The organism is Secundilactobacillus silagei JCM 19001, from assembly GCF_002217945.1.
GTDB lineage: Bacteria > Bacillota > Bacilli > Lactobacillales > Lactobacillaceae > Secundilactobacillus > Secundilactobacillus silagei.
In genome coordinates, this window is the sequence record NZ_BCMG01000001.1 from 242,208 (window position 1) to 263,133 (window position 20,926).

Here is a 20,926-nt window from a genome sequence, read left to right on the forward strand (position 1 = left end):
CAAATTGCGGGCTCACTTTTTTGGTTACATTAAGTTTATTAACCAAGGGTCTTCATAAATTCACTTAACTGGTCCAATCCATTCTGCAGTTCCTGACTCTCAAATGCATAGCCGATTCGCAGCGCATGTTCAACGTCGAATTCGGCACCAGGAACTAATAATACGCCAGTTTGCTTAAACAGCTGGTCGCAGAACTGTTCGCTTGGCAGGTCAAAGTCATAGTGTAGCAATGCGGTGGTACCGGCTTGCGGTTTGACCCAGCTGATATGCGGCTGAGAATCAACCCAGTCACTTAAAATGGCTAAGTTTTTCCGGACGATGCCACGGTTACGTTTCAGTAAAGCGTCCTTATGATCTAAAGCCACTTCGGCCACCATTTCATCCAGCACGCCACAGCTAATGGTGTTGTAATCGCGGTGTGACAAAATCGTCTGCATGAAGGCCTCATCGTGAGTCGCCACCCAGCCCAGACGCAGGCCAGCTAACGAGAAGACTTTTGACATACTGCTGGTGGAAATGCCCTTAGCGTATAAATCGATGATGGAAGGGGAATAGTTGTCTGTTTGCGTCAAATGACGATAGACCTCATCGCACAAAATGTAGGCATCAACGGATTTGGCCACGTCAATGATCCGTTGCAGGTGCTCCTGTGGCATTAATGAGCCAGAAGGGTTATCAGGGTTATTGAGGATAATTAATTTAGTTTTGTCATTGACCAGGGCCTTTAACTGATCAATATCTGGCAGGTAGTCATTTTCCGGCTTCAAGGCTAATAACCGCACGGTGGCGCCAATCGCTTCTGGAATGGATTGCAGCTGTTGATAAGTTGGGGTGACGACGACCACTTCATCGCCGGGCTCGACGAGGGTGGTCAGTACCAAACTGTTAGCGCCAATGGCACCGTGTGTGGTTACGATGTTTGCCGGTTTTAAGTTTTGATACAGTTGGGTGATGCCGGCCCGCAGTTCAGGTGCGCCAACGATATCTCCATACGTGAGCCGGGTATTCAGCATCTTTTGTGTAAATTCAGTTTCGTTGGTTTGTGTGAGATTCAGCAACGCGTGCAACGACAGTGGTGAGACACAGGTTTCGCCTAAATTATAGGTGGCAGTTGTTTCGTATTCGTTCATCCATTGTTCGACACCAAAAGTTTTCATTTTCATGATCGTATTCTCCTATAGGTTAATTGTTTGACCGAGGTTTAATTGAGCAGCTTTGTCCAATGCTAAGTTAGCCGCGGCAATGTCTTGCAGGGCGATACCGGTACTGTCAAAGAGGGTGACGGTTTGCGGATCCCACTGATTTTCAGTAGTTTTGGCCAGTAGATCACCAATCTCTGGCAGCTGATCTTCGGTGACGATGCCGGCTTTAACTGCCGTTTGGGCTTCACCCACACTAGCAGCCTGTGTCCGGTCATCAACAAAGATCTTAGCGGTGTTAAAGAGCTGTTCATCAACCTCTTGCTTACCGGCCATGTCGGCTCCCATCGTATTAATGTGAGTCCCTGGCTTTACCCAGCCAGCTTGGATCATAGCGCTAGTTGATGGCGTTGCGGTGACGATCACTTCGGCCTGTTGAGTAGCCGTTTTAAGATCTTCGCTGGCATTCACTTTAAGCTGTGCGAGCTGGTCAGCCAGTCGCTGATAGTCCGCACTATTTTGGTCAATGGCTGGCAAAAATTGTCTGGTTAACTGGGTAGTGAGTTTCTTCGCCACGGTTTTAGCTTCTGCTGGGTTAACCGGGTTAACGATGGTTACTTCACTTAACTTAGGCAAGACCGTTAATTCGGCCATGACTTGGTAAGCAGCCTGGGAACCGGAACCCACTAGCAAGAGCTTCGTAGCGTTGGGGTTAGCCAAGAATTTAGTAGCCACGGCACCAGCGGCACCAGTCCGGTAGCCGGTCAAAGCAGCGGCGTTGACGATGCCTTTAGGTAAGCCGGTAGCATCATCGTAGAGGTTTACTGTTCCGTTTAGTTCAGGTAACTGTTTAGCATCGTTACCGGCAAACCAGGACAGTAATTTCATCCCGTAGACCCCTTGTGATTTCAGGTAACCGGAACGGATGTCCATATCGGCCTGATCGGCAATGAATTCATGGTAGATCATTGGCCAAATGGTGCCCTCACCGGTTGTCTTTTCCCGGTAAGCGTCCGAAACCACGTTAATAACGCCTGGAAAGTCCAATACTGTTTGTAAATCAGATGCATTTAATACACGCATGCTGAAGCCTCCTTAGAATAGTAAAAAAGAAAAAAGGTATTCATCATTCAACCCTTGTAACGCCATGCGGCGCCGTACCTACGGGTAGAATAACAAATACCATTGTGCTTATAGTTGAATATATCCGGTGACATACCAACCAAGTTTATTTAATTGACATGAGTTTAGCATGCTGTAATTTGGAAGTCAATTTAAATTTAATTTATGGGAGGATTCTAGCTACCAGTCATTTATTGATTATTCGCTAAGTTCGGTTTAAAACAATCAAAATGACAGCGCATTCAGATATAATAGACGAAAACGGAAGAAGACGATCATTCATGAAAATCCGCAGTTGGTTTTTGCAGCTGTGTTTGCTGGCAGCGAGTTGTTTAGTCATTTTACTGGCCGGGTTGCTTTTTTGGCGGATTCCCATTCACGCGGTTCCGGCTGGAATGCCAGCCCTTCAAGCGTACGCGTTAACGATTGGCTTGTACGTGAGCGCCATTTCGTTCATTGTTTTAGCAGTCTTTGCGTGGCAGTTATTGCACTTGATCAGCCAGCAACTGGTCTTTACCGCTAAAACGGTGCAGCTATTCGTGGCGCTTAAGTGGTCGTGTGTGGGAATTCAGCTGGGCGCCTTGACCATGTTGCCGGGAATCTACCTAGTAGCGGACCGCACTGATGCCCCAGGCGTCATGGCCATGGGGTTGATTTTCTACGCAGTTTGGCTCTTCATGACGGTTTTCTTTGCCATTTTGCAGCGCCTATGGGCCACCGCGGTCGCTTTTAAGCACGTCAGTAACGACAGTGAATGATTGACGACTATAACTAATTGAAATGAAGGGAAAAACAAATCATGAGAATAAATGTTTTACAGCACACACCAAGTGAGGGACCTGGCAGCATTGCTGACTGGGCTGAGGCTCACGGATATCAACTTTACATCTACCACCCGTATCAGTTCAACGGTGTTCTGCCCAGCGCTGACGATACCGATATGTTAGTGATTTTGGGCGGTCCGATGAGCCCTAATGACGATGTTGATTGGATTGCAGCGGAACGACAACTGATCAAACAACTCCTAGCCCAGCATAAACCGATCTTTGGGGCTTGCTTTGGCGCTCAGCAGATTGTTAAAGCGCTGGGTTATCAAGTCACTAAAGCACCACATAAAGAAGTTGGCTGGGCGCCGGTCTATCGGCAAAACGATGTAATTCCCGGTTTACCCAAGCAGCTGACAGCACTGCACTGGCACGAAGAGATGTTTGAGGTCCCCAAAGAAGCCCAGTTGCTGTTTACCAGTGACCTAGTTAAAAATCAGGGCTTTATATTAGCCGATAACGTTATTGGCCTGCAGTTTCATTTGGAGCCGAAAGCCATCAACGTGCGGACGATGGTCATCAATGACGGCCAGTACGCGCAGACGCATAATGCGCTGCAGCAAACGCCAGCAGCAATCTTAAAAACGGCTGTTCCCACAGACAATCAGCGAGCAATTGCGACCCTATTTGATTTTATGACACGTAAGCACTGATTCCCATTAATTAACCGGTAGTTGTGCCTGATGCTTTAATGGAGTAAACCCTTAAATTTGTCCGTTATCCAGCGCTCAACTTGTGATATCATAATCTCTATGAACATTTTTTAGGGGGATGATAGTATCATTGAGCTGTTTGAAAAGGCACCAATACCCAAAGCGTACTTTACACTGGCATTGCCAGTCGTTTTTGGGACGGTTATTTCCATGATTTATAACTTAACGGATACCTTTTTTATTGCGCAGACGCAAAATGCCAATTTAGTTGCCGGCATTACGCTTTGTACACCGCTGTTTTCCATGATGATCGCCCTGGGTGACATGTTTGGATTAGGCGGCAGTTCCGCTATTTCACGGTTATTGGGGAAGAAAAAGTATCAGTTGGCTGGCCGCGTCAACAGTTTTTGTTTCTACGGCGCGCTGCTGCTGGGAATCATTGTCATGATCTGTCTGTTTGCGTTTAAAAAACAGGGTTTGAATCTATTAGGGGTGACACCCAGCACATATCAATATGCCAATGTTTTCTATGAAATTATGGCGGTTGCCAGTATTTTGATCATTATCTCACTGGTACCCATTAATACTTTACGGACTGAGGGCTTAGCTACTCAATCGATGATTGGGACGGCGACGGGTACGGTTTTGAAGATCTTCTTAGACCCGCTGTTTATTTTCGGCTTTCACTTAGGGGCTGCAGGGGCTGCTTTGGCAACCGTTGTCGGCTACATTGTGACTGATACCATTCTGATTGGTTATACCGTTAAACGGGCGCGGTATCTGCAGGTCTATATTCAGCAAATGCGCATTCCGTTAGCTGAGGTCAAAGATGTCTTGATGATTGGTCTACCAGCTTCCATGACTAATTTTATGACCATGCTGGGGACGGCGTTAATGAATAACTTTTTGATCGTGTACGGTGCGAATAAAGTTGCGGGTTTTGGAATCGCAATTAAAGTTGAAACCATCGTGATCATGGTGCTGGTTGGCTTCTGCTTTGGTTCTCAGGCGCTGATTGGGTATAACTATGGGGCGCGAAATCGGCAGCGGTTAAAGAAGATCATTCAGTTTGACCTGCTAGTAAACGTGGTGTTTGCCTTTATCATTGCGCTGGGATTAATGGCGATTGCACCCGGCCTGTGCAGTCTATTCATGAAGAATCAAAGCGTGGTTTCGTCAGCCAGCTACATGTTGCGCTGGTTCTTGATCACCACGCCGTTTATTGGTGCGGTAATGGTTTTCACCACCATGTTTCAGTCGGTCAATCAGCCATTAGAAGCTTTCGTCATGTCGATTTCCCGGCAAGGCGTGGTCTTTGCGGCAGTGATCTTTATCATGGCAGCTGCCATGGGTTATCAAGGTGTGGTCGTCTCACAACCGGTTGCAGATGTGATTACAGCCATTATCGGTTTAGGACTGTATTATCGTGATTTTGGGCCTAAAGGTAAAGTGACTGAAAAATGGTAAGGTGCGTTTATTAAACGGTTCTTACCGGATATATTTCCGGTTTACCCAGCAACTGACAGTACTGTACTGTCAGTTGCTGGGTAATTTTGGTAAACCATCAATTTTACCGTTATCCGGCGTTCAACTTGTGATACCATGACCTTTATGAACATTTTTGGGGAGATGATAGTATCGTTGAGCTGTTTGAAAAGGCACCGATACCAAAAGCATATTTTACACTGGCGTTACCAGTTGTTTTAGGTACCGTGGTTTCCATGATTTACAACCTAACGGATACCTTTTTTATTGCGCAAACGCAAAATGCTAATTTGGTCGCGGGCATTACACTGTGTACGCCCTTATATCCCATGATGGTCGCATTAGGGGACATGTTTGGGTTGGGCGGCAGTTCCGCTATTTCACGATTAATGGGCAAAAAGAAATATCAACTGGCTGGTCGAATCAACAGCTTTTGTTTCTATAGTGCGCTGTTATTAAGTATTATTGTGATGATCTGCATGTTTGTCTTCAAGCGCCAAGGCTTGAATCTATTAGGGGTTTCGGCCAGTACTTATCAGTATGCCAATATTTATTACGAAATTATGGCGGCTGCCAGCATCTTAGTTATCGTGTCGTTAGTTCCCATCAACACCTTGCGAACTGAGGGGTTGGCCGTTCAGTCGATGATTGGGACGGTAACTGGGACGGTATTGAAGATCTTTATGGATCCGCTGTTTATTTTCGGCTTCCATTTAGGCGCAGCTGGTGCGGCGTTAGCAACGGTTGCGGGTTACATAGTGACGGACTCTATTTTAGTTGGTTATACCATTAAACGGACGCGGTATATTCATATCCATATCCGACAAATCAAGATTCCGTTGAGGGAAGTTAAGGATGTATTAATGATTGGTCTGCCAGCATCAGTGACTAATTTTATGAACATGCTGGGAACGGCTTTAATGAATAACTTTTTAATTGTCTATGGGGCGACTAAAGTGGCCAGCTTCGGCATTGCCATGAAGGTGGAAACCATCGTCATCATGGTTTTGGTTGGTTTTAGTTTTGGTTCCCAAGCATTGATTGGCTATAACTACGGGGCTAAAAATAAGCAGCGTCTAAAGAAGATCATTCAATTTGATCTGTTGGTAAACGTTGTGTTTGCGTTCGTGATTGCCCTGGGACTGATGGTTGTTGCACCAGGCCTGTGCGGGTTATTCATGAAGAACCAAAGTGTGGTTCAGGCGGCCAGTTATATGCTGCGCTGGTTCCTGATCACAACGCCATTTATTGGCGCTGCAATGGTCTTCACCACGATGTTTCAGTCAGTCAACAAGCCATTAGATGCATTTATCATGTCGGTTTCTCGTCAAGGCGTGATTTTTGCAGCTGTGATTATTATCCTGGCCGCGGTGATGGGTTATCAAGGGGTGATTATCTCACAACCAATTGCGGATATTATTACAGCCATTATCGGTTTAGGGCTGTATTATCGTCAGTTTGGACCTAACGGTAAGGCGTTTGAAAACTGGTAAGGCTCGCTATCTTAATATCGTAAAAAAATGAAAACGGCTCGCTTATGAAACGGTTCTTTCCGTATAAGCGGGCCGTTTTCTGGTTTAATCACTGGATTAAATAAATATAAATATGAAAACTAGGATTACTTTCAGTTATCGCATATTATGTGATTAAAATAGCAAGCCTTTAATTTTTCTAAGAAAAAAATAATTAAATTATTTTCTGTAAACGCTTTATTTTTTGCTGGAAAAGAGCTATAACAGAGTTGTAAGCAAATGAGAAGCAATTCACAAGCAATCCTTTCATACGAATGAAACTATAACTTTTTAATTATCATTAGCGTTTTAAGGATAATTTGTAAATTGATTTTCATCTCAACTTTCATCTAATTATTTTGTTTAATTTGTTTAAATTAATCATTTGGAGATGATGGAGTTATGCGTATCAAAGCAGCAGTTGTTGATAAAAAGGGTGCTTCATTTGAAATGCGCGATGACGTCGAATTAGCACCAATGCAAGCAGATGACTTGCAGATTCATATGGTAGCTACAGGGATTTGTCATTCTGATGAAGCCTTACGTAAAGGTGACGCCGAAATTGGTTACCCAATTATCCTCGGTCATGAAGGTTCAGGAATCGTTGAAAAGATCGGCCCAGAAGTTAAAAACTTCAAAGTCGGTGATCACGTTGTACTTTCATTCTATGGTTGCGGAAATTGTGTAAACTGTTTGAAAGGTGTTCCAACACAATGCTTGAACTACGCGGCTAATAACTTATCAGGAGTTCGTCCAGATGGCAGTGCTCACTTTACTGAAAACGGTAAAGATGTTGCTGATATGTTTGACCAATCATCATTCACTACAACTACTGTTGTTCGTGAGCGTAACGCTGTTAAGGTTGACAAGAGCCTTGACTTACGTAAATTAGGACCTCTGGGCTGTGGCTACGTTACAGGTAGTGGTACCGTCTTAAATACTTTGAAGCCACGTCCAGGTCAAACAATCGCCGTCTTCGGTACTGGTGCCGTTGGTCTTGCAGCTATGATGGCTGGTAAGATTTCTGGCTGTGTTACCGTTATCGCGGTCGATGTTGTTGACTCACGTCTGAAGCTTGCTAAGGAATTAGGCGCTACTGATGTTATCAACAGCAAGAGTGAAGATGCTGTTGAAAAGATCAAGTCATTAACTGATGGTCATGGTGTTGACTTTGCTGTTGATACTACCGGTGTTAAGAAGGTCATGGAAGATTCTATCCAAGCCTTAGCACAAGGCGGCACTTCAGCTTGCATCGCCGTTACTCCTAACCATGTTGATCTGGATACTTGGAACGATCTTTGCACTAGCGACCGTTCAGTAATCGGTGTCAACATGGGCGATGCTGTACCACAGATCGATGTTCCTCGTTTGATCAAGTTCTATCAACAAGGGATGTTCGACTTTGATAAGACCGAAAAGTTCTACAAGTTCGATCAAATCAACGAAGCTAATGCTGATTCTGGTAGTGGTAAGACGATCAAGCCTGTTTTGGTCATCGACCCAGATTACGTACCAGGCAAGTAATAGTTAACTAATATAGTAGAAATAAAGTTTAATTTAATTTGATTTGAAAGGAAGCAATTACCGTGTCAGAATTAAAACATTATAAAATGTATGTCAACGGTGAATTCAAAGATTCCAAGTCAGGTAAGTTACTGACTGTTATCAACCCATCAACTGGTGAGAAGATTTCGACAGTTCCTAGCGCAACCCGTGAAGAAACTCAAGAAGCCATTGATGATGCTTATGAAGCTGAAAAAACATGGAAATTCGTACCAGCCGCAACCCGTGGCCAGTACTTACATGATGTTGCTACCGAAGTTCGTAAGGATGCAGATCATTTGATCGATATGCTCCAAGAAGAACAAGGTAAGATTCGTTCATTAGCAACGACTGAAATTATGTTCTCAGCAGACTACTTCGATTACATGGCATCTGCTGCTCGGACTTACGAAGGTGAAATTCTTCAATCCGACAACGCTAATGAAAACATTATGATTACGAAGCAACCAATCGGTGTTGCAGCTGGGATTCTCCCATGGAACTTCCCATTCTTCCTGATTGCTCGTAAAATGGGTCCGGCTTTGGTAACTGGTAACACCATCGTTATGAAGCCAAGTTCAGATACACCAAACTTAGCTCTTGAATTTGCCAAGATTGTTGACAAGATTGGTATTCCAAAGGGTGTTGTTAACTTCGTTACTGGACCAGGTTCAGTTGTTGGTGACGAATTATCAAAGAACAAGAAGATCGGCATTATCAGTTTGACTGGTTCTGTTGGTTCAGGTAAGCATGTCATGGCTTCTGCAGCTACTCATATGGCTAAAGTTTCATTGGAACTTGGCGGTAAAGCACCTGCTATTGTCATGGATGATGCTGACATTGACTTGGCCGTTCAATCAATTATTGATTCACGTGTCGACAACAATGGTCAACTTTGCAACAACTGTGAACGGATCTACGTTCAAGAAGGTGTTGCTGATGAATTCATCAAGAAGCTCAGTGCTAAGATGTCAGCTATCAAGGTTGCTAACCCAATCACTGACAAAGACTCAGGCATTGGCCCTCTGATCAACCAAGCTGCCTTGGACAAGGTATCTGGTATGGTTGACCGTGCCGTTAAGGCCGGTGGTAAGATCACTGCTGGTGGTCACAAAGTTCAAATCGAAAATGGTTTCTACTATGAACCAACAGTTATTACCAACGTTAAGCAGGATTCCGAAATTATCCAGGACGAAATCTTCGGACCAGTTCTGCCAGTCGTTACCTTCAAGACATTGGATGATGCCATTGAAATGTCTAACGACAGTGACTTCGGTTTGACTTCATCAATCTTCACCAAGGACATTGATAACGCACAACGCGCTGCCAACGAACTTGAAGATGGTGAAACCTACATCAACCGGTTTAACTTTGAAGCTATGAATGGGTCTCACTCAGGCTGGAAGGAATCAGGTATCGGTGGTGACGATGGTCGTCACGGTATCGATGAATTCTTGAACACTCACGTTATTTACTTACAAGGTCACCCACAAAAAGCTTAAAGTAAAATGATTTTGTAAAACAATTTTAGGAAAAGGTATCTAGGGGTGATTGTCTCTAGGTACCTTTTCTGTTAAGCTATAGATGGTACCGTTTACAATTATAAATGCAAATTATTTCGATTGGTGATGTAACTTGCAGCTATGATTGTAAGTGCGCTACCTTAGTTTCAATATCAGTCAAAGGCTTTCACTGAGTGACCGCTGTTCAATGAGGGCGAGTGGCTGCTTGAAATTAAAGTTTCAGAAAATACTTCAAATTATGGAGTGGAGGTAATTTTGATGAGTATTGTGGTTTCTGCTTTAAAGGAAGAGCAGCCCCATGAAAAACGGGTTGCCATCGATCCAGACGTTGCCAAACGACTGATTAAGTCCGGCATGAAAGTCTTGATCGAGAAGGGAGCAGGGGTTGCTTCTTATTACAACGATGACAGCTATAAAAAGGCTGGCGCAGAAGTGGTTGATCGAAAGACTGCGCTGTCTCAAGCTAATATCGTTGCGGTAATTAACCTGCCCAGTGATGAAACACTGAAGGCTTTGAAGTCTGGCCAAGTTATTTTAGGGTTATTGAGTTCGCTCATTAAGCCTGACAAGATGAAGCAGTTAGCTGATCAGAAAGTCAGTGCATTATCGTTTGAACTGTTGCCACGGACGATCAGTCGGGCACAAACGATGGATGTTTTGAGTTCTCAATCCAGTGTTGCCGGCTATAAAGCAGCCTTGGTTGCCAGTGATACCTATTCTAAGTATTTCCCAATGATGATCACCGCTGCTGGTACCGTTAAGCCAGCGAAGGTCTTAGTTCTTGGAACTGGTGTTGCCGGTCTGCAAGCCATTGGGACTGCTAAGCGGCTGGGTGCTATTATTTCCGGTTATGATGTTCGGCCAGCTTCTAAGGGTGAAGTTGAATCCTTGGGTGCTAACTTCTTAACCAGTTCAGTTTCTAACGGTGCTGGTTCCGGTGGTTATGCTCGGGCATTGACTCCAGAAGAAACGGCTGCCCAACAAAAGGAATTAGCCGGATTCATCGCCGATAACGATATCATCATTACCACGGCCCAAGTACCTGGTCACAAACCACCGTTGATGGTACCTCAAGCTAGTGTTGATAACGCTAAGCCTGGGACGGTCTTCATTGATTTAGCCGCCAGTGATCTTGGTGGTAACGTTGCCGGCAGTAAGCCAGATGAAACGATCGTTACTGATAATCAAGTTACGGTCGTTGGTGGCAATAACCTTGCCAGTGAATTATCAAACTCAGCTTCACAGTTATACGCCAAGAACGTTCAGGCAGTGATCAATGCCATGGTCGATAAAGATGGTAACCTCAACATTGACCCTAAGGATGATGTCTTTAGTGGACTGACTGCAACTACGAATGGTGAAATTATTAACGCACGCTTGCGTGATGCCCTTAAGCTCGCTCCGTTGCCAAAGGATGAACCAGCTAAGGACGAAACCGACGAAAAAGCTGAGCAACCAGCAAAGTCGAAGGGAGCTGAGTAGAATGAGTCAGGAATTATATACGAATCTAGCCATTTTTGTATTAAGTTTATTAGTTGGTTTTGAAGTTATTAGTAAAATTCCAGCAACGCTGCACACCCCAATGATGTCTGGTGCCAACGCGATTCATGGGGTCGTTGTTGTCGGTGCGATTTTGGTCGCCTTGGAAGCTAATACGACAACCTTTTACGTGATTGCCTTTATTGCGGCATTTCTTGGTGCCATTAACGTTTCCGGTGGTTATGTGGTTACCGATCGGATGCTTGAAATGTTCTCGAAGCCTAAGGACAAGGGTAATAGTAATAAAGGAGGCGACAAGTAATGTCAGGGTTAATGACACTTGTTTCTCTATGTTATTTGATCAGTGCGATCTGCTACGTGATGGGTCTGCACATGATGCGGACGCCTAAGACCGCCCGTAATGGTAACCGATTATCATTTGTTGGTATGATCATTGCCGTTGTCATGACTTTCCTGATCGTGTTGGAAAAGAATGATACCACTATGGCAGCTTGGTGGATCTTACTAGTTGCTCTGGTACTTGGTGTTGGTTATGGTGTTTATCGTGCCCGAACCGTTAAAATGACCGATATGCCACAACTGGTTAGTCTATTCAACGCCGTTGGTGGTGGTGCCGCTGCCGCTATTGGGACCTTTGATTATTTGAGCAAGGCAAATGGCAGTTCTTTATCCGTTGCCTTTTCACTACCCGTTATCTTGGACCTGATTATTGGTAGCATTACCTTCTCAGGTTCATTGATTGCTACTGGTAAATTGGCTGGTAAAGTTTCTGGTAAGCCAATTACCTTTCCAGGCGCTAAGTTATTAAACGGTATCGTGGTTTTGATTATTATCGCTGCTATCGTCTTGACGGTTGGCTTCCCAACTAGTGTTTGGACCTTAGTTACCGCTATTGTTGCCAGTTTAGTCTTTGGTATCTTAATGACCATTCCTATTGGTGGTGCCGATATGCCCGTTGTGGTTTCACTGTTAAACGCCTTCACTGGTTTAGCTGTTGCCATGGCTGGTTTCGTTATCAACAACCAAGTCTTGATCATTGCCGGTGCCTTAGTTGGTGCTGCTGGTACCATTTTGACCTTGCAAATGGCTGCTGCCATGAACCGGTCAGTTGCTAACATCATTGCCGGTGGTTTCGGTACTGGTGATTCTGGCGGTACTTCAGCTGCTGACGATGTACCCGTTAACGTGAAGGAAACTTCTGCTGATGATATTGGGGTTCAACTGGCTTATGCCCAGAACGTTATGATCGTTCCTGGCTATGGTTTAGCTGCTGCCCAAGCTCAACATGAAGTTGCTGAATTAGCTAAGTTGTTGACGGATAATGGTATTCATGTTAACTATGCTATTCACCCAGTTGCTGGACGGATGCCTGGTCACATGAACGTGCTGTTAGCTGAAGTTAATGTGCCATATGATCAAATGAAACAATTGGAAGATGCTAACTCAATGTTTGAAAACACCGATGTTTCATTAGTCATTGGTGCTAACGATGTTACCAACCCAGAAGCACGTAAACCAAATACCGCTATTTCTGGGATGCCTATCTTGGATGTTGACAAGTCGAAGTCGGTCGTTGTTATCAAGCGTTCTATGAGTACTGGTTATGCCGGCATTCAAAACCCACTGTTCTCTGATGATAAGACCAGCATGTTCTTCTCAGATGCTAAGAAGGGTCTGCAAGAAATCATTGCTTCAACCAAAGAGTATCTGGATCAATGATAGAATTTAATTCATTTGCTCGCTGTTAGGTGTGCAGGTGAGTTCAGACTACGTAAAATGGCCACTGATGGGATTTCCCGTCAGTGGCCATTTTTGCGTTAAAGTAGTGCATTTATAATGCGAGTGTGTAGAAGCGGCTGTTTCGATTTGGAAAGGCATAGTCAACGCCTAAATCTTCGTAACGGCACTGTTTAAATCCCTGGCGTTCATAAAAAAGGTGCGAGCGGTGTTCAGCTTCCGGTGTATCGAGAACCAGTCGCTGAAAGCCAAGAACCTTTGCTTGCTGTAACAGTTTTTGGTAAAGTTGCCAGCCTAACCTCACTGGCTGGCCTCTAAACTGCGGGTAAACGAAGAATTTTTTGAGTACCGCGGTAGTTGCTGAAACTCGTAAAAGACCGATACAGCCGGCAACGTGGTCAGTATTATCAAGTGCTACCCAAAATTGCCCGCCAGAAGTCTGATAGTAATCGGAAATGGCGAACACATCTGGCTGTTCAGCCATGGTGATGCCCAGCTTAGCTTCCGTGTTTTGACAGTACAGAATCAAATCTACCAGTTCGGCAACAACGGTTGGATCGTTTTTAAACGTTGTAATTCTCATAAAAAACCTCCTCATATTTCCTAATAACTGATAGTATATAAGCAGCTATTAGTTCAGTATAGTAGAAATATTTAAACGGTTAATTCGATAACATTGAAGTATTAAGAAAAGGGGCAGAACATTTGGAGCTTAAGTATCTTGAAACGGTTCAAACAATCAATGAAGTAGGCAGTTTTCAAAAGGCAGCTGCGTTACTTAACTATGCGCCATCGACAGTGACTTTTCAGGTGCAACAAGTGGAGACACAGCTGGGTTTCAAACTTTTCACCAAAGTGGGTCGGAAGATGGTGTTTACGAGCACTGGTAAGGCCGCTATGCCACTGATCAATCAATTACTGACCGATGCCACTGCTCTGAATCATTTTGCTGACCACGCGGATGGGTTGGTGGGGCGGCTCGTCGTGGCCGTACCGGAAACGTTGCTGACTTATGAGCTGCAGGGTGTACTCCAGCGCTTTAAACAGCAGGCACCAAACGTCGAACTGGTGATTCGGGTACTCAATTGTTATGACATTTATGCGCAAATGCTTGACGGAAAAGTGGATATCGCGGTGCATTACGATGTGCGGCTGTATCCAGCCACGATTCATACTGGGGTGCTCAAAAAATATTCACTGTCACTGGTGGCGGCACCGCAATTAGCTGATGAAGACTTCATTACACCGAATCAGGACAAGTCAGTTTGTGCGTTGATGAATGATCCGCACGCTCGTTATTTAGAACTATTTAACGATTATTTGGCTGAAAAACACATCCGTTTACGCCCCAACATGGAACTTTGGAGCATTGAAACCATCCGCAATTCGGCGATTTCTGGCTTAGGGGTGGCTTTTCTGCCGACGTTTTGTGTGCAGGATGCGTTAACTGCCGGAAAGTTAGTGACGATTCCGACTGCCATGTCTGCAAATCAATTAACGGCTGTGTATGCGTATCGACAGCTTACTGTTGCTGGCAAAGTATTTGTCGATTTCCTCAATGAAATACGGCGTCAATAGCAATTCTTAACCCATTCTTTAATCACTAAATGACTTAAATTTCAAGTAATAGCAGTTCGAAAGTGTATAATACAAGTGAAAACAATCCGAAGGGAATGAGTCGTGATGGGGAGACACTATAGGTCCACCAAAAGCCATTTGCCATTATTACTGTTCATTATTTCTGCTATTACCCTATTTCTGGGTGCTGGGCTGATTAACACCTCGGTCCACGCTGCACCAACGCAAAAAGAGGTTACGAGTCAGCAAAGTGCAGTGAAACAGCGACTGCAAAAATATGTCAATTCAGTCAGCAAGGATGGTACCGTCAGCGTTTCGTTCTATAACTTAGGCGCTAGTTCGACCACTTCAGCCGGTTCCAGTAACAGCGCGGGGTTCTACAAGGCTGGTCAGTTAGCCGTTGGTAGTCCCAATGCCCATAAAGCCTACACGTCAGCCAGTACGTATAAGATGTTTATCGTTACTAACGTGTTATCACGGATCGATGCCGGTACGCTAGATAAGAGCATTCTCAATTCATCTGGCTTTCAAGAAATGATCGTGCACAGCCAAAATGATTTTGCCGAAGGGTACTTGAATTCGTATGGCCTCAATAATATGAACAACTTCGTCAAACAGCAGGGCTGGTATTCACATCCGTTCGTCGCTAATCAAGCTGCCAAAACGACTTCAGCGACTTTAGTCTCCGTGATGCGGAAACTCGATCAATCACGCTATCCCTTTGACAATGCGGCAAATCGCAGTCAGGTGCTTTCCTTAATGGGACGTCAGGTTTACCGTTCGGGTATTCCAGCCGGAGCAGCTCAGGCTACTCCGGGTTCAACCGTGACCAATAAAGTCGGCTGGCTGTGGTCGTATAACAACGATGCCGGTATTGTGACGTTGCCTAACGGTCAGCGGTATGCAATCGCCATTATGACGCACGGTCATGGGCAGCACGGCTTTAGCGGCTTCCCCAAGATTGCTAAGATCACCAAGAACGTGCAAAACATCGTCTATGGTCAGACCACGACGAAACAGGTCAATCAACTTTATAATTAATATGAAAAGAGTGTGCGACAAAACTCGGTAGATTCCAGAATTTAACTCAAAAAAGCCTGTTCCGGCGAACTTTGTCGGAACAGGCTTTTTTGAGTTAAATGGCCGGAATCTGAGTTTTAGAACACGATTAGACTATATTGAAGTATTGAACAAATGGTCATTCTTTTGCTATTTTCAGTTAAGAAGACAGTTAAAATACTTACCAATATAGACTTATGTCACGGCCTCTTTTACGTGGCTTCAATGTTGGTGTCATAGTTCATCCAAGTGGTGCAAGGCAACTAACAGCATTTGCTGAAAACTAACGGTTTCTTCGACCGTTTCGGTTGTAAACCAGCCGCGGCCCACGTTGACGATTTCACCAATAATGAGATTACGAATCAATCGCATGGCATTCAATAGCAAACCGTCGTTAAGGCCCATTGAACTCAGAATCTGTTTCAGAATGTTCTTCAAATCTTGAGAACTTGATGAACCATCATTCAGCAGTTCACGGGGAATCGCCAGCACGAACTGGGTGATTTTAAAACGCTCCAGTGCGTATTGGCGACAGACTGATGCAAATTTAAGCACCGCTTTTTCACCGGCTAAGCCCAGTAGCTGCTGCTGTAATCGAGTAACGAGTTTGGCGTTATAAGCTTCATCAATGGAGGCGCTCAGTGCCGTTACGTCGGGAAAATAGTTGTAGAGCGCTTGTGAGTGGGTCCCTAATTCACGGCTGATGTTGGAGAAGGTCAGCGGTGTTTGCTGTTCAATTAAATGCATGGCGGTTTGAACGATTTTATGCGTATTTAAAGTTCGACTGGTCATATGATCTGCTTCCTTTTAGTTGAATTTTACACATTATCATTTATAATTACAAGTTGTAAGAATGAATGATCTTTATCTCGAGAAAGAAGACGTTAATGTGAATACAGTACTTTTACTCATTGTCGGTTTGATCATTGGCATTGTTGTCATCTCAATGGGTGGTGGCGGTGGCGCCATCTATTTGGGCCTGTTAGCTTCGGTGTTTAAAATTGCGCCGCTCTCCGCTGCCGCGACCTCGCTTGTGACCTCGTTACCTTCAGTAATTATTGGTTCTTGGGGGTATTATCGGCAAAAGAAGATCAACTTTCGGCTGGGGAATCAAATGCTGCTTTCAGCCATACCAGCCGTCGTGATTGGTGCTTTGCTGGCGCCGTATATTCCCAACCATATTTATCGCTGGGTAATTGGGATCATTTTGATCATTCTGGGTCTCAGGATCGTTATTCAGAAAAACCAGCAGTCGTCAGTGAAAAAACATACCCTCCTGATGGCCTCAATGTACGGTATCTTAAGCGGCCTTATGGTGGGGATTGCCGGCCTCAGTGGTGGCGGTCCAGTCTTAGCTGGCCTATTAATTATGGGGTTAGATATGTTTCAGGCGGTGGCCACTTCGTCCTACGTATTAGTTGGGTTAAGTGTCATCGGCGCAGGGATGCACTTAACGGGTGGTCAAGTTGACTGGCAACTGGGATTGCCGCTGATGATCGGGGCTGCTGTTGGGGCCCTGATTGCGCCGTTATTAGTGAAGAAAGTCTCATCTACATCGCATTCGGGTGCGGTAAAGTGGGTGATGGCCTTATTGCTGGTCTTGATGGGCATCAACACCATCCGCTAAAGGGGTGTGGTTACCCAGCTCATTATGGTATCGTAGTCATAATTCGTTTTACTTGGAGGCTATGATGTATCATTTTAAAATCGCTGGTGATCAGCACTGGAAACTAAGTGCCATTTTGGGGAGTTTAGTGGTCTTTTTTGGCGTTTCAGATAGCTTAAAACACCTAATGGTTATGACTAGTCACGGAATTGTCACGTTCCCTTACGCCGCAGCCCGGTTACTGCTCGCTATCGTGTTAGCATTGTGCATGTTCTTCTTTTTTAAAACGGTGCGGATCACGGCACCTGGGCGGATCGGCTATCAGCGGCCAATTAGGACTTGGCTGGTATTGATCATGCTGTTTTTTGCAAACATCCTACTCGGAAAGTTTTATGAAATGTCCGTGGTAGCACCCAAACCGCTGCAACTCTTTAACATTGCGCTTATTGCACTTTCAGCCGGTATTTATGAAGAGACCCTTTGCCGGGGACTGCTATTTTCCTTTTTTCTCGGCATTTTTAAAGCTCGAAGACAGCCGTTATTGTGGACGGCAATTGCTAGCAGCCTCGTGTTTGGCCTGCTTCACCTGATGAACCTAGTTGGTGGTCAATCAGTTCAGACCACGCTGCAGCAGGTCTTTTACGCGTTCGTTATTGGGATGATGTTTGCCGCCATCCGCATTTCGACAAATGGACTCTGGGTGGGAATTCTCATTCATTCGCTGATCGATTTTGACCCGTCAATTGCCACGCCCATGACGGGAAACGGCAACTGGGCCGTGGACTTGATTGTCTTTATACCGCTACTGGTGATTGCTGTGTTTTATTTAGTGAACGTTAACGGGTTGATAGCCCGGCAGCCAGTGGTAAATTGAGCGAAATGTTAGCCTTCTCGCCAACTGCTTTTTAATGAAAGTCGTATAATGGATGTAATCAAATTATTAATGGGGGCCAATATGACAGCAATTAAACATTTTTATGAGACCTTTCAACCAAGTCATTATGATTTATATCTCGATATTAACCGGGAAACTAAACTGATTTCCGGGAAAACCACGATTACGGGGAATGCGACGGATACGAACATTTCACTGAATCAAAAATTCCTGCAGGTGACTGCTGTTGAAGCGGATGGTCAGGCCGTTGAGTTTACAATGGATCAACCAGCCGAAGCGATTCGCATCAATTTGAAAAAGGCTGGTCAAACGACACTGACGGTAACTTATACCGCGCCATTAACTGATTCGATGATGGGCATTTACCCATCATACTATGAAGTTAATGGTGAAAAGAAGCAGATCATTGGGACACAGTTTGAGACGACCTTTGCCCGTCAAGCCTTTCCTAGCATTGATGAACCAGAGGCCAAAGCCACCTTTGATCTCGCCATCAAGTTCGATGAGCATCCGGGTGAAACCATTATCAGCAACATGCCCGAAGCACGCACGGAAAACGGTGTGCACTACTTCGACACGACCATGAAGATGTCGACTTACTTGATTGCCTTTGCGTTTGGCGAATTGCAGTCTAAGACCACTAAGACTAAATCGGGTGTTACCGTGGGTGTCTTTGGTACCAAAGCGCACAAGGCGAACGAACTGGACTTTGCCTTGGACATTGCCAAGCGGTCGATTGAATTTTATGAAGACTTTTATCAAACTAAGTATCCATTACCACATTCCTGGCAGCTGGCCTTACCAGACTTCTCTGCTGGTGCCATGGAAAACTGGGGGCTGGTCACTTATCGTGAAGCCTACTTACTGTTAGATCCCGATAATACCTCATTGGAAATGAAGCAGCTAGTGGCCACCGTTATTGCGCACGAACTGGCGCACCAGTGGTTTGGTGATCTGGTCACCATGAAGTGGTGGGACGATCTCTGGCTCAACGAATCTTTTGCCAACATGATGGAATACGTCGCGGTAGATGCTATTGAACCTGACTGGCACATCTGGGAGATGTTCCAGACCTCTGACGTGCCGATGGCGTTGAATCGAGATGCCACGGATGGGGTTCAGTCGGTTCACGTGTCCGTTGAAGATCCAGCGGAAATCGACGCGCTGTTTGACAGTGCCATCGTTTACGCGAAGGGTGCTCGGATGCTGGTTATGGTCCGTGCGCTGCTGGGTGATGACGCCTTACGTAAAGGTTTGAAGAAGTACTTTGAAGCCCATCAATATGGTAATGCCACCGGGGCAGATCTTTGGTCTGCGTTAGGCGAGGCATCTGGCTTGGACATTGGGGCCATTATGAATTCCTGGCTGGAACAACCTGGCTACCCCGTCGTTGATGCCTCGGTCGAAAACGGTGCGTTGATGATTAGACAACACCAGTTCTTTATCGGCGATGGCAAGGATACTGGCCGTCAATGGCAGATCCCGCTGAACAGTAACGACAAACAGGCACCGGTCATCTTTAAAGACGATGAACTGTCACTGGGCAAATACAGTGACGTTCGCCAGCAGCTTGGCGAACCATTCCGGGTCAACGTGGGTAACAGCTCGCACTTTATCGTGCACTACGATGACACATTATTAGACGATATTTTGGCACACCTTGATAAATTGGATGCCATTACACAGCTGCAGTTGCTTCAAGACCTGCGTCTCTTAGCCGAGGGCCGGCAAGTGTCATATGCCAGCATCGTGCCGTTGCTGCAGCGATTTGCTGACAGCAAGGCGACCGTGGTCATCACGGCACTGTACGTCATGGCGAACAATCTCAAGAAGTTTGTGACACCTGATTCAGATGAAGAAAAAGCGCTGCAACGGTTATTTGACCGTTTGAGCCATGCTCAAGTTCAACGGCTAGGCTGGTTACCAGTGGCCGGTGAATCAAACGATGATCAATTGGCTCGGCCAACGGTTTTGAGTGCTGCTTTGTATGCCCAAAATCATGACGCTATTGCGGTTGCCCACCAAATCTTTACTGATAATCAAACGCAATTAGCCAGTTTGTCAGCTGATATTCGCGGGTTGGTACTGAGCAATGAAGTGAAGCACTATGGCAGTGAAAAGTTGTTCAACCAATTGTTAACTACTTACACCCAAACGTCCGATGCCAGTTACAAGTCAAGTATTCGCGCAGCCTTGACTAGCACGCCGGATGCTGCCTTGATTCAAAAGATGATTGCCCAGTTTGAAAACGCGGACGTGATCAAGCCGCAAGATCTACGTGGCTGGTTCAGAGGCGTTTTGGCGAATGCCCACGGTGAACAAGCTGCTTGGGATTGGATCAGAAACGACTGGCAGTGGCTGGAAGATACGGTTGGCGGCGACATGGAGTTTGCAACCTACATTACCGTGATTACCGGGGCCTTCAAGACGGCTAAACGTTTGTCAGAATTCAAGACGTTCTTTGAGCCGAAATTAAATACGCCAGGGTTAACCCGGGAAATTACGATGGATATTAAGATCATTGAAAGCCGAGTAGCTTTGGTTGAAGCTGAAAAATCGGCGGTCAATCAGGCAGTTGTTGATGAAGTGAAATAAAAAGTTAAACAAAACGTTCCCCATAGAATTGACTGTATCAGTCGATTTGTGGGGGACGTTTTGTTAGTTTATCGGTAAAATTTGAATTTTGGTATACCTAATCAGAATCAAATGTGGAATTTAGAGTTAGCTTATGCTAATATAAAGGAACAAAGGG

At 45.1% G+C, this 20,926-nt stretch carries 18 protein-coding genes; 14 read left to right on the forward strand and 4 right to left on the reverse strand.

Annotated elements, in window-relative coordinates; translation table 11 throughout:
• Positions 1–38: 38 nt before the first annotated feature.
• Both CES79_RS01145 and CES79_RS01150 read right to left on the reverse strand, forming a co-directional pair.
• Positions 39–1,163 carry an aminotransferase gene (locus CES79_RS01145; protein WP_054653859.1) on the reverse strand — a complete coding sequence of 375 codons (1,125 nt, stop codon included), beginning with the start codon at positions 1,161–1,163 and terminating at the stop codon, positions 39–41.
• 12 nt (positions 1,164–1,175) lie between these two features.
• Complete coding sequence (locus tag CES79_RS01150) at positions 1,176–2,222, reverse strand: ornithine cyclodeaminase family protein (RefSeq protein WP_054653861.1); 1,047 nt, start codon at positions 2,220–2,222, stop codon at positions 1,176–1,178.
• Between the two features lie 320 nt (positions 2,223–2,542).
• Between CES79_RS01150 and CES79_RS01155 the strand changes: the two genes are divergently transcribed.
• From CES79_RS01155 to CES79_RS01195, 9 genes are all read left to right on the forward strand, one after another.
• Positions 2,543–3,019: a DUF2975 domain-containing protein gene (locus CES79_RS01155; RefSeq protein WP_159459438.1), complete on the forward strand. Its 477-nt coding sequence runs from the start codon at positions 2,543–2,545 to the stop codon at positions 3,017–3,019.
• Positions 3,020–3,060: 41 nt separating this feature from the next.
• Complete coding sequence (locus tag CES79_RS01160; RefSeq protein WP_089136072.1) at positions 3,061–3,738, forward strand: type 1 glutamine amidotransferase; 678 nt, start codon at positions 3,061–3,063, stop codon at positions 3,736–3,738.
• Between the two features lie 180 nt (positions 3,739–3,918).
• Positions 3,919–5,205, forward strand: a complete 1,287-nt coding sequence (locus CES79_RS01165) for an MATE family efflux transporter (protein WP_501193768.1) — start codon at positions 3,919–3,921, stop codon at positions 5,203–5,205.
• A 218-nt stretch (positions 5,206–5,423) separates the two neighbouring features.
• Positions 5,424–6,716, forward strand: a complete 1,293-nt coding sequence (locus CES79_RS01170; RefSeq protein WP_369688655.1) for an MATE family efflux transporter — start codon at positions 5,424–5,426, stop codon at positions 6,714–6,716.
• A 420-nt stretch (positions 6,717–7,136) separates the two neighbouring features.
• Positions 7,137–8,258 carry an NAD(P)-dependent alcohol dehydrogenase gene (locus CES79_RS01175; RefSeq protein ID WP_054653865.1) on the forward strand — a complete coding sequence of 374 codons (1,122 nt, stop codon included), beginning with the start codon at positions 7,137–7,139 and terminating at the stop codon, positions 8,256–8,258.
• A 62-nt stretch (positions 8,259–8,320) separates the two neighbouring features.
• Positions 8,321–9,778, forward strand: coding sequence for an aldehyde dehydrogenase (aldA, locus tag CES79_RS01180; RefSeq protein WP_089136075.1), 1,458 nt, complete (start codon positions 8,321–8,323; stop codon positions 9,776–9,778).
• Between the two features lie 279 nt (positions 9,779–10,057).
• Positions 10,058–11,281 (forward strand): NAD(P) transhydrogenase subunit alpha, encoded by a 1,224-nt coding sequence (locus tag CES79_RS01185; protein ID WP_054653867.1) that lies wholly within the window; start codon positions 10,058–10,060, stop codon positions 11,279–11,281.
• Position 11,282: 1 nt separating this feature from the next.
• Positions 11,283–11,600 (forward strand): NAD(P) transhydrogenase subunit alpha part 2, encoded by a 318-nt coding sequence (locus CES79_RS01190; RefSeq protein ID WP_054653869.1) that lies wholly within the window; start codon positions 11,283–11,285, stop codon positions 11,598–11,600.
• On the forward strand, positions 11,600–13,018 hold the full coding sequence (locus CES79_RS01195; RefSeq protein WP_089136076.1) for an NAD(P)(+) transhydrogenase (Re/Si-specific) subunit beta: 1,419 nt from the start codon (positions 11,600–11,602) through the stop codon (positions 13,016–13,018). Before CES79_RS01190 ends, CES79_RS01195 begins: the two co-directional genes overlap by 1 nt.
• Before the next feature lie 112 nt (positions 13,019–13,130).
• On the opposite strand, the gene CES79_RS01200 is transcribed toward CES79_RS01195, so the two are convergent.
• Positions 13,131–13,619: a GNAT family N-acetyltransferase gene (locus tag CES79_RS01200; protein WP_089136077.1), complete on the reverse strand. Its 489-nt coding sequence runs from the start codon at positions 13,617–13,619 to the stop codon at positions 13,131–13,133.
• A gap of 122 nt (positions 13,620–13,741) precedes the next feature.
• On the opposite strand from CES79_RS01200, the gene CES79_RS01205 reads away from it, so the two are divergent.
• Together CES79_RS01205 and CES79_RS01210 are read left to right on the forward strand one after the other, a co-directional pair.
• The gene (locus tag CES79_RS01205; protein WP_089136078.1) at positions 13,742–14,614 is read left to right on the forward strand and encodes a LysR family transcriptional regulator; all 873 of its coding nucleotides are present in this window, start codon (positions 13,742–13,744) and stop codon (positions 14,612–14,614) included.
• 105 nt (positions 14,615–14,719) lie between these two features.
• Positions 14,720–15,655 carry a serine hydrolase gene (locus tag CES79_RS01210; RefSeq protein ID WP_089136079.1) on the forward strand — a complete coding sequence of 312 codons (936 nt, stop codon included), beginning with the start codon at positions 14,720–14,722 and terminating at the stop codon, positions 15,653–15,655.
• A gap of 252 nt (positions 15,656–15,907) precedes the next feature.
• On the opposite strand, the gene CES79_RS01215 is transcribed toward CES79_RS01210, so the two are convergent.
• Positions 15,908–16,465, reverse strand: a complete 558-nt coding sequence (locus tag CES79_RS01215; protein ID WP_054653877.1) for a TetR/AcrR family transcriptional regulator — start codon at positions 16,463–16,465, stop codon at positions 15,908–15,910.
• Between the two features lie 97 nt (positions 16,466–16,562).
• On the opposite strand from CES79_RS01215, the gene CES79_RS01220 reads away from it, so the two are divergent.
• From CES79_RS01220 to CES79_RS01230, 3 genes are all read left to right on the forward strand, one after another.
• On the forward strand, positions 16,563–17,300 hold the full coding sequence (locus CES79_RS01220) for a sulfite exporter TauE/SafE family protein (protein WP_089136080.1): 738 nt from the start codon (positions 16,563–16,565) through the stop codon (positions 17,298–17,300).
• A 64-nt stretch (positions 17,301–17,364) separates the two neighbouring features.
• The gene (locus tag CES79_RS01225; RefSeq protein ID WP_159459439.1) at positions 17,365–18,153 is read left to right on the forward strand and encodes a CPBP family intramembrane glutamic endopeptidase; all 789 of its coding nucleotides are present in this window, start codon (positions 17,365–17,367) and stop codon (positions 18,151–18,153) included.
• A gap of 81 nt (positions 18,154–18,234) precedes the next feature.
• Positions 18,235–20,769, forward strand: a complete 2,535-nt coding sequence (locus CES79_RS01230; RefSeq protein WP_054653879.1) for a M1 family metallopeptidase — start codon at positions 18,235–18,237, stop codon at positions 20,767–20,769.
• Positions 20,770–20,926: the final 157 nt, after the last annotated feature.

What these genes read in the sequence shown, in the direction of transcription:
- CES79_RS01145 (WP_054653859.1), bottom strand. Translation starts at nt 1,163, where the DNA reads ATGAAAATGAAAACTTTTGGTGTCGAACAATGGATGAACGAATACGAA.
- CES79_RS01150 (WP_054653861.1), bottom strand. Translation starts at nt 2,222, where the DNA reads ATGCGTGTATTAAATGCATCTGATTTACAAACAGTATTGGACTTTCCA.
- CES79_RS01155 (WP_159459438.1), top strand. Translation starts at nt 2,543, where the DNA reads ATGAAAATCCGCAGTTGGTTTTTGCAGCTGTGTTTGCTGGCAGCGAGT.
- CES79_RS01160 (WP_089136072.1), top strand. Translation starts at nt 3,061, where the DNA reads ATGAGAATAAATGTTTTACAGCACACACCAAGTGAGGGACCTGGCAGC.
- CES79_RS01175 (WP_054653865.1), top strand. Translation starts at nt 7,137, where the DNA reads ATGCGTATCAAAGCAGCAGTTGTTGATAAAAAGGGTGCTTCATTTGAA.
- CES79_RS01185 (WP_054653867.1), top strand. Translation starts at nt 10,058, where the DNA reads ATGAGTATTGTGGTTTCTGCTTTAAAGGAAGAGCAGCCCCATGAAAAA.
- CES79_RS01190 (WP_054653869.1), top strand. Translation starts at nt 11,283, where the DNA reads ATGAGTCAGGAATTATATACGAATCTAGCCATTTTTGTATTAAGTTTA.
- CES79_RS01195 (WP_089136076.1), top strand. Translation starts at nt 11,600, where the DNA reads ATGTCAGGGTTAATGACACTTGTTTCTCTATGTTATTTGATCAGTGCG.
- CES79_RS01200 (WP_089136077.1), bottom strand. Translation starts at nt 13,619, where the DNA reads ATGAGAATTACAACGTTTAAAAACGATCCAACCGTTGTTGCCGAACTG.
- CES79_RS01210 (WP_089136079.1), top strand. Translation starts at nt 14,720, where the DNA reads ATGGGGAGACACTATAGGTCCACCAAAAGCCATTTGCCATTATTACTG.
- CES79_RS01215 (WP_054653877.1), bottom strand. Translation starts at nt 16,465, where the DNA reads ATGACCAGTCGAACTTTAAATACGCATAAAATCGTTCAAACCGCCATG.
- CES79_RS01225 (WP_159459439.1), top strand. Translation starts at nt 17,365, where the DNA reads ATGTATCATTTTAAAATCGCTGGTGATCAGCACTGGAAACTAAGTGCC.
- CES79_RS01230 (WP_054653879.1), top strand. Translation starts at nt 18,235, where the DNA reads ATGACAGCAATTAAACATTTTTATGAGACCTTTCAACCAAGTCATTAT.